This window comes from Roseateles amylovorans, assembly GCF_025398155.2.
In the GTDB taxonomy this organism is placed as follows: domain Bacteria; phylum Pseudomonadota; class Gammaproteobacteria; order Burkholderiales; family Burkholderiaceae_C; genus Roseateles; species Roseateles amylovorans.
In genome coordinates, this window is the sequence record NZ_CP104562.2 from 2,599,935 (window position 1) to 2,614,078 (window position 14,144).

The window sequence follows — 14,144 nt, forward strand, 5'->3', positions numbered from 1 at the left end:
TCATTCCTATGCGTGGAAGTCGCTTCATTTGAGCCGTTGTCATCCGACTTGATCGTCCGACGCGCCGGGACTGTCCAGCAACGGCGGCGAAACCGTCTCGGCCCAATCGCGCTTCTTCTTGATTTCGAGGTCTGAATCCGCGTATCGCGCGGCAATTTCCTGGAACTGGGTTTGAATGTTGATGAACGCGTCCACCAGCTCCGGGTCGAAATGCGCGCCGCGACCCTCCAGGATCAGCGCGGTAGCGGCTTCGTGTGACATCCCTTCTTTGTAGATGCGCCGGCTGATCAAGGCGTCATACACATCGGCCACCGCCATCAATCGGGCGGCCAGCGGGATGTCTTCGCCGCGCAGGCCCAGCGGATAGCCGGACCCATCCCACTTTTCCTGATGACCGTAGGCGATGTCCTTGGCCATGGCCAGGAAGGCGACCGGGGTGCCGAGCTGGCGCTCCGCCTGGGCGATGGCGTCGCGGCCCAGCGTGGTGTGGGTCTTCATGATCTCGAACTCGTCGGCATCGAAACGGCCTGGCTTGAGCAGGATGCGGTCCGGGATGCCGACCTTGCCGATGTCGTGCAGGGGCGCTGACTTGAAGAGGGTGTCGATGTAGGCGTCGGTGAGCAGGGCGGCATGGCGAGGATGCGAGCGTAAGGCCTGAGCCAGCGCGCGCACATAGTGCTGGGTACGGCGGATGTGGTTGCCCGTGTCGTTGTCGCGGGTCTCGGCCAGCGAGGCCATGGCGAGGATGGTCACATCCTGGATCGCCGCCAGTTCCGCCGTCCGGCGTGCCACCTCACGCTCCAGGAAATCCGCCTTGTCGCGCAGGAAATCGGCACTGGCCTTGAGCAGCAACTGGGTACGCACCCGCGCCAGCACGATCGGCGGGCTGATCGGCTTGGTGATGTAGTCCACCGCACCCAGGCTGAAGCCGCGGGTTTCATCCGCCACGTCGGACTTGGCGGTGAGGAAGATGATGGGAATGTCGCTTGTGGCCGGCGCGCCCTTGAGCCGGGCACAGACCTCGTAACCGTCGATGCCCGGCATCATGACGTCGAGCAGGATCAGGTCGGGCGCGGGATCGGCATTGGCAATGCGCAGCGCCTTGTCGCCGCCGTTGGCGATCTTCACCCGGTAGTCGTTGTGCAGGAGTTCGCTCATCAACGAGAGGTTGTCCGGCGTGTCGTCGACGACCAGCACGATCGGGCGCTCGGCCGGGGCTCCCGTCACGGGGTGCAACGACGGTCGCAGAGGGGCGGCATCGCTCATGACGGTTTCCTTTCTTCGCGGGGACCACCCGGCTCGACCGCCTCGACGGTCGCCGCGCCCGCAGGCGACGCCGTGCTGACGATTCCCGTCGCGGCCGCGTTCATGCCCGCGCCTGTGCTTGCGCTCGCGATCGAGGGGGCGACGGTGTTCGCAGCGCTGGGCCCGGTCGACACGCCGCCGTTTGTGTTCGACGTCGCTGCGCGCTGGCGTTGCAGCTGAGCGTCCTCTCTCAACAAGGCGATCGCGATATCGAAGTCGAACCGGGCTGCGGCATCGATCGCTCGGCGCAGCAGCCGATGACGCGGTGCAGGCAGTGCGGCACGCTCCATGGCCAGCACCAATTGCGAGGCCATCTCGGAGGCGTTGGAATCGCTCTCCTCCAGCACCTTCATCAGCGTCTGCAGCGCGTCCTCGAGCTGCCTGCGGGCCTGCGCGACCTGAGGCGGCGGTGCCGCTGCGGTGGAGGCGGAGGACGCTCCGGCAGCCGTCTCCGCCTGGGTATCCGCCAGCGCCTCTCGCGCGAGCATGCGGCCCAGGGACACCAGCAGCGTCGCGAGCAGCGACCGGGTCTGCTGGAGCAGGGGCTCTCGTTCTGCCGCTGGCGCCTGCCGCGCGCAGGCCTGTTCGAGCTGGCCCGCCGCCTGGGCCAGCGTGTGTCCGCCGAGCGTGGCCGCCGCGCCGCGCAGCGAGTGCGCCAGGCGCGTCATGGTGACGGTGTCGCCGGCGCGGGTGGCCTCGGCGAACTGCGCAGTGAAGTCCAACTGGCTGTCGTGGAAGGTGCGCAGCAGCTTGCGGTAGAGCTTGGGATTGTGGCCGGTCGTGGCCAGCCCGGCTTGCAGATCCAGGCCGGGCAGGGCCGTCAGGCCGGTCATCGGATCCACCGTGTCAGCCACCGGGAGTGCGTCGTCGGTGCGCAGCCGGGTGTCGATGCGACGCCCCTCCCCGGACCGGGTCTTCATGGTGTCATCGGTCGCCACCGGCTTGATCCAGTAGGCGAGGGTCTCGAACAAGGCGTCCACATCCAGCGGTTTCGGGACATGGTCATTCATGCCGGCGGCCAGCACTTTGTCGCGGTCGCCGCTCATGGCGTTGGCGGTCATGGCGATCACCGGCAGGCTGCGCCAGCGCGGATCGGCCCGCAGTGCACGGGTCGCGGAGTAGCCGTCCATCACTGGCATCTGGCAGTCCATGAGGATGCCGTCGAAGGGCTGGGCGGCGTCGGCCAGCAGATCCAGGGCGATCTGGCCGTTGGGGGCGAGGGTCACGCGCAGGCCTGCCTCTTCCAGCAGAGCCGCAGCGAGTTCCTGATTCAGTTCGTTGTCTTCCACGATCAGCACGTGGGCACCGGCCAGCTTTCGGATCGCGTCCTTGGTGGCGCCTCGACGACGGCGTTCATGCGGTACCGGTCCATTCGCATGCCCCATGGCCTCGCCGACCGCGCACAGCAACGCCGAGCCGGTGACCGGCTTGGTGAGCAGCACCGGCCGTTGGGTGGACGGCGTCTGGGCCAGGGCGGCGGCCAGCGCCTCGTCGCGGCCGAAGGAGGTCACCAGCACCAGCGAGGGCGGCTGGCGCAGCCGGCCGTCACGCAGGCGGCGCGAGGCGGAGAGACCGTCCTCGATCGGCATCTGCCAGTCCATCAGCACCAGGCCGTAGGGATCGCCCTGCACCTGCGCCTCGACTGCCGCATCCACCGCCCGGGCGCCATCGGACGCGGTGTCCACCCGCAGCCCGAAGCTCTGAGCCAGGGCGGCCAGGATTTCGCGGGCCGGGGCGTTGTCGTCCACCACCAGGGTGCGCAGATGTTGCAGATCATGGGCCATGAGCGCGCGGCGACCGGGCAACTGGCCGGCCGGCTGGGCCTGCAGCCCGAAGGTGGCGTTGAAATGGAAGGTGGACCCGGCGCCGGGTTCGGATTCCACCCAGATCCGTCCGCCCATCAGCTCGACCAGTTGGCGGCTGATGGCCAGGCCCAGGCCGCTGCCGCCATAGCGGCGCGTGGTGGAGCTGTCGGCCTGGCTGAAGCTCTGGAACAGGCGCGACTGCTGCTCGTCGCTCATGCCGATGCCGGAGTCCTTCACCCAGAAGTGCAGCTCGACCAGCCGGCCCTCGTCGACCTCGCGCCAGCCGGTCTGCTCGATGCCGATGATGACCTCGCCGCGGTCGGTGAACTTGACTGCGTTGTTGCCGAGGTTGACCAGCACCTGACCCAGCCGCAGGGGATCGCCGAGCAGCGCCAGCGGCAGGTCCGGCTCCAGCTTCAGCAGCAGCTCCAGGCCCTTGTCCTCGACCCGGAACCCGATCAGGTTGACCAGGTGATCCAGCACATCATCCAGCCGGAAGGGCACCCGCTCCAGTGTCAGTCGACCGGCCTCGATGCGGCTGAAGTCCAGGATGTCGTTGATCACGCCCAGCAGGTTCTCGGCGGAGCGGTGCACCTTCTCGATGTAGTTGCGCTGCCGGGCGTCCAGGCCGGTCTGCAGCGCCAGATGGGACATGCCGATGATGGCGTTCATCGGCGTGCGGATCTCGTGGCTCATGTTGGCCAGGAAGTCGGACTTCGCGCGGGTGGATTCCTCGGCGGCTTCCTTGGCACGCAGGATGGCCTGCTCCGCCTGCTTGCGGCGGGTGATGTCGACCATCCACATCAGCGTGGCGGTTTCGCCCTGGTAGTCGATGCGCAGGAAGGAGGCGAGGTAGTCCCGCAGTTCGCGCTTGGGGTTGTAGAGCCGCAGCTCGATGCTGCGCTCGTCGGAGCCCTGGGTGATCAGCGCCTGCAGGCGGTCGCGCTCGCCGGGCTCGGCGATGTCGTCGGGCAGGGGCAAGCCCAGCTCGGCGCGGATCATGTCGCGCTGGGCCGGGTTGATCATGCGCACCTCGGCGTCCACCAGCACGCTCACCCCGATCGGCGATCGGTCCAGGATGGTCTGCAGCTGACGGTGCTGGCGTTGCAGGGCGAGGTCCTTGCGTTCGCGGTCGGCGCGGTGGCTGAGTCCGCGCAGCCACATCATCATGAGACCGAAGGCCAGCAGCCCCACCAGCAACGAGATCCACCACCGATAGGCCATCGGCGCGACGCCGGAGAGATCGTCCAGCAGCACCAGTTGCCACTGGCCGGTGGTGTCATGCCACTCGACGGGCGCCCGTGCCACGGCATGACGCTGGCCATCCAGCTCGATCGTTCGCAGGTTGAGCGCCAACGGCAGTCGACGCACGGTCTGAGGATCGGCAAACAACTTGCCGAACTGGCGGCTCTCGGTGAGCAGGCGGCTGCGTTCGGGATGCGGGGTGCCGTCGAGCGTGAGACGCCATTCCTCGCGGGTGGCGGCCAGCACCACACCGGTGGGTGAGACCAGGAGCGCGCCGGCGTGACTGCCGGCGTCCAGGAAGCGATCAAGTCCTTCGGCAAAGAAGCGGGCCGAAATCACGCCGATGACTTTGCCCGTCTGCCCTGGCGTTTCATAGATCGGGGCGGAGAGCCAGAAGGTGCGCTTGCCGGTGCTCAGACTGATGCCGGCATACACATTGGGCTGGCCTTGCATGGCCTGTCGAAAGTATTCGCGAAAGCTCACGTCCAGGCCGATGGGCTCCTGGCCCTTTTCGTCCCAGGCGCTGATGAGCACGCCGTCGGCATTCACCACGAAGGTCTGCTGGGAGGCCACGCTGCTGGCCAGCACCTGCAAGGTGTCGGCCGCCGGGCGAGTGCGCCGCGCGAGCGCGACATCCTTGATCTGGGCCGCCGTCTTGAGCGCCGGAGTCAGTTGCCCCGCCAGGGTGACCGCGCCCATGCCGCGGCCGGTCAAGGTGAAGTTCTGCAGGGCGCTGGCCTCGCGCAGGGCCGTCTGATCCATGGTGCGGCGGTACTCGCTTTCCAGCGAGGCCTGATGCAGCGCACCGGCAGCCCATCCCAGCACCGCCGCCATCACCAGAGCCAGCAGCCAGCCGGCGCGGCGATGGGCCAGCAACCATCCTGAGACACGACCCATCCTTGTCCTCCCCGGAAAGTCCTGGCGGCGTCCGCCGGACCTTTGTGGATGTGAACCCGTCCTGTGCAGTGTAGGGGAGCGCCCGGCGATGGGAAGCCCCCTGTGGAGGGGCAACAGAGGCGCCGCCAATGGGCAGGCTGGCCGGGATTGCGCCGCGATGGCGCAGCGGTTCTGGAGCGATTGACGCGGGCGAGTGAAGGGGCGACTGAAGGGGCCACTGAAGGGTGATGGGATGGGTTGAAAGCCGATTGAAAGGCAGCTGAATGTCAGGTGAACGACCGGTCAAAGGTCGCTGCAGAGGCCGCTTCAGAGGTCGCTTGAAAGTCCTTCAACGGCCTTCAATGGCCATTGAGAGTTCATTGGGACGAAATGCGGACGAAATGCGCGGGGCATTGACACGCGATTGAGGGACCATCGCCGGGCATTGACACCCGATGGAGAGGCCATCGCGGCGCGATTGCAACCCCATTGCTGAGTGATTGCAGGGCGATTGAAGGCGATTAAAGGGGCGACTGCACTGCGCTGGAGACGCACCGGACGTCATCCATCACCCGTTGCGAGGCCATGCTGCAACGGTCGGGCGGGGTTCGAGGCGCCAACGAGCGGCGATCGGGGGACGATCGGGAGACAAATGGGGGACAGGCGCGGACGGGTTCACGTCCTACAGCGAACGTGGAGGCAGCCGCACTACGATCGGTGGCATGACCGGACCGGATGCCCCTTTCCCCGCAGGCCCGCGCATGGCCGACGAGCCCGCTGAAGCCCCCACCGACCCGTTTCATGACGAGGTCTCTGCCAGGCGGACAGCCCAGTTGCAGGCCGACCGCGCCTCGATGGCAGCCCAGGCCGGGGACCTGATCGTCGCGCGCCCCGAGGGGCTGTATTGCCCGCCGGGTGACTTCTACATCGACCCATGGCGGCCGGTGGACCGGGCGGTGATCACCCATGGCCACAGCGACCATGCGCGCTCGGGACATGCCCACTATCTGGCGCACCGGGACAGCGAGGCGATCCTGCGGCGGCGGCTGGGCGACGCCATCCAGCTGCAGACGCTGGCCTATGGCGAGGTGGTTCACCATCACGGCGTGCGGGTCTCCCTGCATCCAGCGGGGCATGTGCTGGGCTCCGCGCAAGTGCGGCTGGAGCATGGCGGGCGGGTGTGGGTGGCCTCTGGCGACTACAAGCTCGAGGCAGATGGCACCTGCGCGCCCTTCGAGCCGGTCCGGTGCGACACCTTCATCACCGAATCGACCTTCGGACTGCCGATCTACCGCTGGCCGTCCCAGGCAGTGCTGTTCGCCGAGATCGATGCCTGGTGGCGCCGCAATGCGGCGGCGGGTCGGGCGTCGGTGCTGTATGCGTATGCGCTCGGGAAGGCGCAGCGCCTGCTGCACGGCGTGGATGCGTCGATCGGACCGATCGTTGCGCATGGCGCGGTGGAGCCCTTGAACGAGGTCTACCGCGCGGCGGGTGTCGCGCTGCCGCGCACCTTCCTGGCCACCGACGCGTCACTGGACAAGGCGGCGCTGTCGCAGGCGCTGGTGATTGCGCCGCCATCTGCGGGCCGGTCGACCTGGTTGCGCCGGTTTGGCGCCGATCCGGCGGACGCCTTCGCCAGCGGATGGATGCAACTGCGCGGCACGCGTCGTCGGCGCGGCGTGGACCGTGGCTTCGTGGTCTCGGACCATGCGGACTGGCCCGGGCTGCAAGCGGCGATCCGTGCCACCGGCGCGGAGCGGATTTTCGTCACCCATGGCAGCGTGCCGGTGATGGTGCGCTGGCTCAATGAGCAGGGCCTGCGTGCGCAGTCCTTTGCCACCGAATACGGCGACGAGGACGACGGCCCGGAGCGCCCCGAGGCCCCAGCGCCGGACGCCGCAGCGCAGCAGGAGCCCGCATGAAGGCGTTTGCGGCGCTGTATCGCGAGCTGGACGCGTCCACCGGCAGCCTGGCCAAGCAGGCCGCACTGCAGGCCTACCTGCGCCAGGCGCCCTCGGAGGATGCCGCTTGGGCGGTGTACTTCCTGGCCGGCGGCAAACCCCGCCAGTTGGTGCCGAATGCCTTGCTGCGTGCGCAGGCCCGGCTGACTGCGGGCCTGCCCGAATGGCTGTTCGACGAGAGCTACGAAGCGGTCGGCGACTTGGCCGAGACCATCTCACTGCTGTTGCCGGAACCGACCGAGGTGGCGGAGCGCCCGCTCTCGGCCTGGATGCGGGATCACCTGCTGCCCTTGCGTGGACAGGCGCCAGACGCCCTGGCGCTGACGCTGCAAAGCCAATGGGCGACCTTGGATCCGGCGCAGCGCTTCGTCTACTTCAAGCTGATCACCGGGGCCTTCCGGGTGGGGGTGTCCAAGCTGCAGGTCACCCAGGCGCTGGCGGCGGTGAGCGGGGTCGATGCCAAGGTCATCGCCCAGCGCCTGATGGGCTACACCCACATCGGGGCGCGGCCGGCCGCGGCGGACTATGAGGCACTGGTCGCGCCCGCCGACGTCGATGCGGCGGACAGTCCCGCGCGCGGCGGGCAGCCGTATCCGTTCTTCCTGGCGCATCCGTTCAACTTGCCGCTGGCGCAATTCGACGAGGCGCTGGGGGCAACCACCGATTGGTTGGTCGAATGGAAGTGGGACGGCATCCGTGCGCAACTGGTCAAGCGCGACGGGCAGGTCTCGATCTGGTCGCGCGGCGAGGAGCTGCTGACGGATCGCTTTCCGGAACTGCGTGCCATGGGCGAGGCTTTGCCCGACGGCACCGTGGTGGATGGCGAGATCCTGATCTGGCGCGAGGGGCGTGCGCAGCCCTTTGCCGAACTGCAACAGCGCATCGGCCGCAAGACGCTGAGTGCGAAGCTGCTGCGGGACCTGCCGGCTGTGCTGTGCGTCTACGACCTGCTGGAGGCCGAGGGCGAGGATCTGCGGGATCGGCCTCAGCGGGAGCGTCGCCAAGGTTTGGAGGCGCTGGTGGCGGCGCACCCGATGCCGGGATTGGAACTGAGTCCGCTGATCGATGGCGCGACCTGGGCCGATCTGGCCCGTGTGCGCGAACAGGCCCGGGCCCTGGGCGTGGAGGGCATGATGCTCAAGCGCGCCGATGCCCGCTACGGCGTGGGCCGCACCAAGGAGGTGGGCGTGTGGTGGAAGTGGAAGATCGATCCGCTGTCGGTGGACGCGGTGCTGATCTATGCGCAGCGTGGTCATGGCCGTCGGGCGAGCCTCTATTCGGATTACACCTTTGCGGTCTGGAACGGTCCGCCGGACGACGCGGCACGGCAGTTGGTGCCGTTTGCCAAGGCCTATTCCGGCCTGACCGATGCGGAAATCGGCCAGGTGGATGCGGTGATCCGCAAGACCACGATCGAGACGTTCGGCCCGGTGCGCAGCGTGACACCGACCCTGGTGTTCGAACTGGGCTTCGAAGGCATTGCCCGCAGCGCGCGGCACAAGAGCGGCATCGCGGTGCGCTTCCCGCGGATGCTGCGTCGGCGTGAGGACAAGCCGGTGGCGGAGGCTGACACCTTGCAGACGCTGCAGGCGCTGCTGCCGGTCGATCCCTCCTCAGGCACGCCGGGTCAGGGGCCTGCGGCACCGCCTGCCCGGGCGCGGCGAAAAGCCAAGCCAGCGGACACGGACCGCGAGACCGAAGCGGTCAGCGACATGCCCGGATCAGCCGCGGCGATGGGCTCGCGCGTGTCCGTGCCCGAGCCTGGCGCGGCCTTGGCCGTGCCTGGTACCGACGGATGGTCCTCGAAGGGGCGAAGCCGTGGCGTTGACTCTGCGCCTGCCCATGTCCTTACCGATGCCGATGCCGATGCCAATACCGATGCCGGCATGGATGCGCAGGCCGAAGCCGACGCCGATGTGCACCCGGAGGACGCGCGTTGAGGAAGCAGAAGGGGTCGGTGCAGGAAGACTGGTTGGCGCAGCAGGGATGGTCGGCGTTTCCGTTCCAGCGACAGGTGTGGGACGCCATGGCGCAGGGCCGGAGTGGACTGCTGCACTCCAGCACTGGCAGTGGCAAGACACTGGCGGTGTGGCTGGGCGCGTTGGCGGCGCTGCGCGAGGGCGAGACGGCAGTGCCAACGCGCACACGTGGAGGCAAGGCCCTCGCGCCGGCGCTGACCGTGCTCTGGATCACACCGATGCGCGCGCTCGCCGCCGACACGATGCGGGCCCTGCAGGCCCCGATGGCGGCGCTGTGCCCTGACTGGTCGATCGGCCTGCGCAGCGGCGACACCACCTCCGCCCAGCGCGCCGCGCAGGATCGGCGGCTGCCGACGGTGCTGGTCACGACGCCCGAAAGCCTGTCCCTGCTGCTGTCTCGTGCCGATGCGCGCGATCAATTGGGCCAGGTGCGGCTGGCCGTCGTCGACGAATGGCATGAGCTGATGGGCAACAAGCGCGGTGTGCAGACGCAACTGGCGTTGGCGCGATTGCGAGCCTTTCGGCGGGAGCGGCTCAGCCCAGGCGATGCGTTGAGTCCCTCGAGGTCGTCGGGTCCGTCGAATGCCTCGGAGCCCTCAGAGCCCTCAGAGGTGCCGTCTTCATCCGACGACTCGATGGCGCCCGTGCGGCCCGCCAGGCGCACGCGTGCCAGTGGCCGGGCCGCCAAGGCCTCTGATGCATCCGCGTCAGCCTCGTCATCCGCGTCGGCCGCGTCGGCCGCACCGTCGGCTTTATCCGCTTCATCGGCCTGCGCAGCGGCATGGATCGCATCCTCCGCATCCTCCGCATCCACCGAATCCACCGCATTGCCTGCGACGCCGGCATCGACGATCCGTGCCGCGCCCTTGATGACCTGGGGCTTGTCGGCCACGCTGGGCAATCTGGAGGAGGCGCTGAAAACGTTGCTCGGGACCGATGGATCGATCGACGGTGCGTCGGGTCACCTCGCACCGGTGCTGGTCCAGGGTGAGACCGACAAGACGATGGTCATTGACACGCTGCTGCCCGCCACCGCCGAGCGCTTCGCCTGGGCGGGCCACATGGGGCTGCGGATGCTGCCGCAGGTGGTCGAGGCGATCGAGTCCAGCGCGAGCTGCCTGGTCTTCACCAACATGCGCTCGCAGGCGGAGCGCTGGTACCGGGCCTTGCTGGAAGCGCGGCCGGACTGGGCCGGCGTGCTCGCTCTGCACCACGGCTCGCTGGACCGCGAGGTGCGGGAGTGGGTGGAACTGGGCTTGAAGGAAGGCCGCATCAAGGCGGCGGTCTGCACCTCCAGCCTGGACCTGGGCGTGGACTTCCTGCCGGTCGATCGGGTGTTGCAGATCGGCTCGGCCAAGGGTGTGGCGCGGCTGGTGCAGCGGGCCGGTCGCTCCGGTCATGCGCCGGGGCGACCGTCGCGGATCACGTTGGTACCCACCCACAGCCTCGAGTTGGTGGAGGCCGCTGCCGCGCGCGAAGCGGTGCACGCCGGTCAGATCGAAGCCCGCCACAGCCCCCGCGAGCCGCTGGACGTGATGGTGCAGCACTTGGTCACGGTCGCGCTGGGCGGCGGGTTCCGACCCGAGACTCTGCTGGACGAAGTTCGGACGACAGTGGCCTATCAGTCCTTGTCCGACGCGTCCTGGCAGTGGTGCCTGGACTTCGTCCGCCAGGGCGGACCCTCGCTGGCGGCCTATCCGGACTATCACCGGGTGATTCCGGACGAGGCCGGTGTCTGGCGGGTGCCCGATGCCCGGCTGGCGCGGCGGCACCGGGTCAACATCGGCACCATCGTGAGTGATGCGGCGGTCACGGTGCAGTATTTGAGCGGCGGCAAATTGGGGACGGTCGAGGAGGGTTTCATCGGGCGCTTGCGTCCGGGCGATGCCTTCATGTTCAGCGGCCGATTGCTGGAGCTGGTGCGGGTGGAGCAGATGACGGCCCTGGTGCGACGCGCCACCGCGGGCCGCGCGGCGCTGCCCCGATGGAATGGCGGCCGGATGCCGCTGTCCAGCACCTTGGCCGATGCGGTGCTGCGCGAGTTGGCAGCGGCCGATGCCGGGTTGGACACGTCACCGGAGATGGCCTGCGTCCGGCCGCTGATCGACATCCAGCGGCGTTGGTCCGGCGTGCCGGCGCCCGAGGTGCTGGTGGTGGAGACCCTCAAGTCCCGCGAGGGCTGGCACCTGTTCCTCTATCCGTTTGCCGGCCGCCAGGTCCACCTGGGCCTGGCCGGTTTGATGGCCTGGCGGGCGGCGCAACCGGAATCCGGCACGTTCTCGATCGCGCTGAATGACTACGGCATCGAGCTGCTCAGCGCCAAGCCCATCGATTGGGCGGAACGGCTGCCCTCGCTGCTGACGCTGCCGCCGATGGAGGATCTGCTGCATGAAGTGCTGGCCAGTCTCAATGCCACCGAGCTGGCGCGCCGGCGCTTTCGCGAGATCGCGCGGATCGCGGGACTGATCTTCCAGAGCCACCCCGGTGAGCGGCGCAGCAATCGACAGTTGCAGGCCTCCGCGACGCTGTTCTTCGAGGTGTTCCAGCAATATGACCCCCAGAACCGGCTGCTGGTGCAGGCCGAACAGGAACTGCTCACGCAGGAGCTGGATGTGCAGCAACTCGCCGGCGCGCTGGGACGCATCGCGACCCAGACGGTGCGGGTGCATGCGCTGCGCAAGCCCACGCCGCTGGCCTTTCCTTTGATGGTGGAACGCTTCCGCGAGAAGCTGAGCAACGAGCCACTGGGCGAACGCATTGCGCGCATGGTGTCCGAGTTGGAACGCAGTGCCGGCGGTGAGACCGTGGGCACCGCGCATGAACGCGCGGAGCGGGTGTATGCGAAGGAAGGGGCGCCGGAATGGGCGATCGGCACGGTGGACGCGTCGCTGGCGATGGAGCCGCGCGGTGAAGCGCCGTCGTCCCGTCGGGACGGGCGGGCGCGGCGGGGGCGTCGCTGATGGGCCTCCGGGGACGAAGGGTGTGGGGGCTGCTCGCCGTTTTTGCCTTTCAGGCCAGGTCGGCGGAATGTGGCGTGGAGCGCTCCGCGGCCGAGGTGGGGCGGCTTCATCGGGATGAAACCGGGCGATGATGAGGGAATGACGACGTTGATGAGGGATGCCGCCATCGAGCCTTCACCCGGGGCCGTGGCGTTGCCATTGGCGGGGGAATCCGTCTGGCTGCTACCGCAGCGGGCGCTTTGGTGGCCGGCGGCGGACACGATGTTCGTCGCCGACGTGCATCTGGGCAAGGCCGCGAGCTTCCGTGCCCTGGGCCAGCCGGTGCCATCCGGCACCACGCGCGACAACCTGGATCGTCTCAGTGACCTCATCGATCGCTTTCAGGCCAAGCGTCTGGTGGTGCTGGGGGACTTTCTGCATGCCGCCACGGCGCAGCAGAGCCAGGTGATCGAGCCGGCGACGCAGTGGCGGGCGCGGCATGCCGATCTGGTGTGCGTGCTGGTGCGAGGCAATCACGACAGCCATGCGGGCGATCCGCCGCCGTCGCTGAGGTTCGAGATCGTCGATGAGCCGCATCCGCTGGGACCGTTCCTGGCCTGCCACATGCCGGCGCACGCCGCAGGCGGCGCGTCCATCGATGTGGCGGGCAGCGGATCGACAGGGTTCGCCAACGATGCATCGAATGCATCGAATGCATCCGGCGGAGCCAGCGACGGCCCGGCGGTGCGCGTCCGTCTGGCCGGGCACCTGCATCCAGCAGTGTGGCTGAGGGGGCCGGCTGCGGACCGCCTGCGCCTGCCTTGCTTTTGCAAGACGGCGGACCAGCTGATCCTCCCGGCCTTCGGCGCGTTCACCGGTTCGACGGTGTCAGGACTACCGGCCGACGCACGCTGTTACCCGATCGGCGGAGGCCGGGTGCACGGGCCGATCGCAAGCGGCGGGTCGGGGCCGCGCTGGCGTCGGGGCTGACGGTCCCACGCGGGGCGGTGAAGGCTCAGTGGGGGTCAGGGAATCAGGCCGCCCAGTTCGGTGTGGTAATCCCCGACCTCCGACCATTGCGACAGCTGTTCGGGCACGGCGAATGCGGCCGCCACCGCCTTGGCGGCCTCTTCAGCGGTGGTGAAGGAATCGCCCCAGGGATGGCCGTCGTGCTTCACACGCCAGCGGCGCGACAGCCGCGGCTTGATGGTGAATCTGCCGTCCACACTCTCATAGGCATAAGAAATCGTGTCTATATCCATCGTGCACTCCACGTCCTCATGGGCGTTGCTTTGGGTCCTCGCGTCGGGAACGACCGGGCCATCTTGGCGTCAACATCCTTCGGCGGCAACCGTCATGCCCAACGGATCTCCCTGGCGTTGCGACCCTGGCTCAGTCGCGGGAAGCGTCGTCTGAGCGTTCGACCGACGAGGGCGTGGCGCGGGCGCGGTTGCCGTTGCCGCTGCCGCTGCCGTTGCCGTTGCGGTTGCCGTTTCGGGTGATGAGCGGCACCAAGGTCAGCACGGCCAGCGCCAGCAGGGTGCTGACCACGGCCGTGGCCTCGCGGCCGAGTCCGCAGGCCACACCGATCGCCGCCGTCATCCAGATTCCGGCTGCCGTGGTGAGGCCGTGTACCTGTTCCTCTTCCTTGAGCTTCAGGATGGCGCCCGCGCCCAGGAAGCCGATGCCGGCGATCACGCCCTGCAGCACCCGGCTCATGTCCGGCATCGGCATGCCGCCTTGTTGCGGCACCAGCACGAACAGCGCGGCGCCGAGCGACACCAGCATGTGGGTCCGGATTCCCGCAGCCTTGCCCGCCTGCTCGCGCTCATAGCCCAGCACGCCACCCAGCAGCGCCGCCAGCGTCAGGCGCAGCACCAGCCGCACGATCTGGGCGGTGTCGGGGATGTCAGAGAACTCGGTGCGGATCGTGTCGACGACCTCGTCCATCCAACTGCCGGAGGCGGACGTGCTGGAGGCGGGGGCGGCGCCCGGGTGGACGGCGGCGGTGAGGGGCGTGAGCGCGAGCATCAT

At 68.5% G+C, this 14,144-nt stretch carries 7 protein-coding genes and 1 pseudogene; 4 read left to right on the forward strand and 4 right to left on the reverse strand.

Annotation, left to right across the window (positions count from 1 at the left end; genetic code table 11):
• Positions 1-39 precede the first annotated feature (39 nt).
• A complete protein-coding gene (locus tag N4261_RS11015) occupies positions 40-1,266 on the reverse strand; it encodes an HD-GYP domain-containing protein (RefSeq protein WP_261760189.1) in 1,227 nt (408 codons plus the stop codon).
• Positions 1,263-5,252, reverse strand: a complete 3,990-nt coding sequence (locus N4261_RS11020) for a response regulator (RefSeq protein ID WP_261760190.1) — start codon at positions 5,250-5,252, stop codon at positions 1,263-1,265. Before N4261_RS11020 ends, N4261_RS11015 begins: the two co-directional genes overlap by 4 nt.
• Before the next feature lie 833 nt (positions 5,253-6,085).
• On the opposite strand from N4261_RS11020, the gene N4261_RS11025 reads away from it, so the two are divergent.
• From N4261_RS11025 to pdeM, 4 genes and pseudogenes are all read left to right on the forward strand, one after another.
• Complete coding sequence (locus tag N4261_RS11025) at positions 6,086-7,153, forward strand: ligase-associated DNA damage response exonuclease (RefSeq protein WP_261760679.1); 1,068 nt, start codon at positions 6,086-6,088, stop codon at positions 7,151-7,153.
• Positions 7,150-8,793, forward strand: a pseudogene (locus N4261_RS11030) (ATP-dependent DNA ligase); the annotation flags it as partial. The gene N4261_RS11025 and the pseudogene N4261_RS11030, both read left to right, overlap by 4 nt.
• 335 nt (positions 8,794-9,128) lie before the next feature.
• Complete coding sequence (locus tag N4261_RS11035; RefSeq protein ID WP_261760191.1) at positions 9,129-12,131, forward strand: DEAD/DEAH box helicase; 3,003 nt, start codon at positions 9,129-9,131, stop codon at positions 12,129-12,131.
• A gap of 138 nt (positions 12,132-12,269) precedes the next feature.
• Positions 12,270-13,100 carry a ligase-associated DNA damage response endonuclease PdeM gene (pdeM, locus tag N4261_RS11040; RefSeq protein WP_261760192.1) on the forward strand — a complete coding sequence of 277 codons (831 nt, stop codon included), beginning with the start codon at positions 12,270-12,272 and terminating at the stop codon, positions 13,098-13,100.
• 35 nt (positions 13,101-13,135) lie between these two features.
• Here pdeM and N4261_RS11045 read toward each other — a convergent pair whose 3' ends face one another.
• Together N4261_RS11045 and N4261_RS11050 are read right to left on the reverse strand one after the other, a co-directional pair.
• A complete protein-coding gene (locus tag N4261_RS11045) occupies positions 13,136-13,372 on the reverse strand; it encodes a hypothetical protein (RefSeq protein ID WP_261760193.1) in 237 nt (78 codons plus the stop codon).
• Positions 13,373-13,502: 130 nt separating this feature from the next.
• Positions 13,503-14,060: an MgtC/SapB family protein gene (locus N4261_RS11050; RefSeq protein ID WP_261760680.1), complete on the reverse strand. Its 558-nt coding sequence runs from the start codon at positions 14,058-14,060 to the stop codon at positions 13,503-13,505.
• Between the last annotated feature and the right edge of the window lie 84 nt (positions 14,061-14,144).

Excerpts from the sequence above, each read along its gene's own strand:
- N4261_RS11015 (WP_261760189.1), bottom strand. The coding sequence starts at position 1,266 with ATGAGCGATGCCGCCCCTCTGCGACCGTCGTTGCACCCCGTGACGGGA.
- N4261_RS11020 (WP_261760190.1), bottom strand. The coding sequence starts at position 5,252 with ATGGGTCGTGTCTCAGGATGGTTGCTGGCCCATCGCCGCGCCGGCTGG.
- N4261_RS11025 (WP_261760679.1), top strand. The coding sequence starts at position 6,086 with ATGGCAGCCCAGGCCGGGGACCTGATCGTCGCGCGCCCCGAGGGGCTG.
- pdeM (WP_261760192.1), top strand. The coding sequence starts at position 12,270 with ATGACGACGTTGATGAGGGATGCCGCCATCGAGCCTTCACCCGGGGCC.
- N4261_RS11045 (WP_261760193.1), bottom strand. The coding sequence starts at position 13,372 with ATGGATATAGACACGATTTCTTATGCCTATGAGAGTGTGGACGGCAGA.
- N4261_RS11050 (WP_261760680.1), bottom strand. The coding sequence starts at position 14,060 with ATGGACGAGGTCGTCGACACGATCCGCACCGAGTTCTCTGACATCCCC.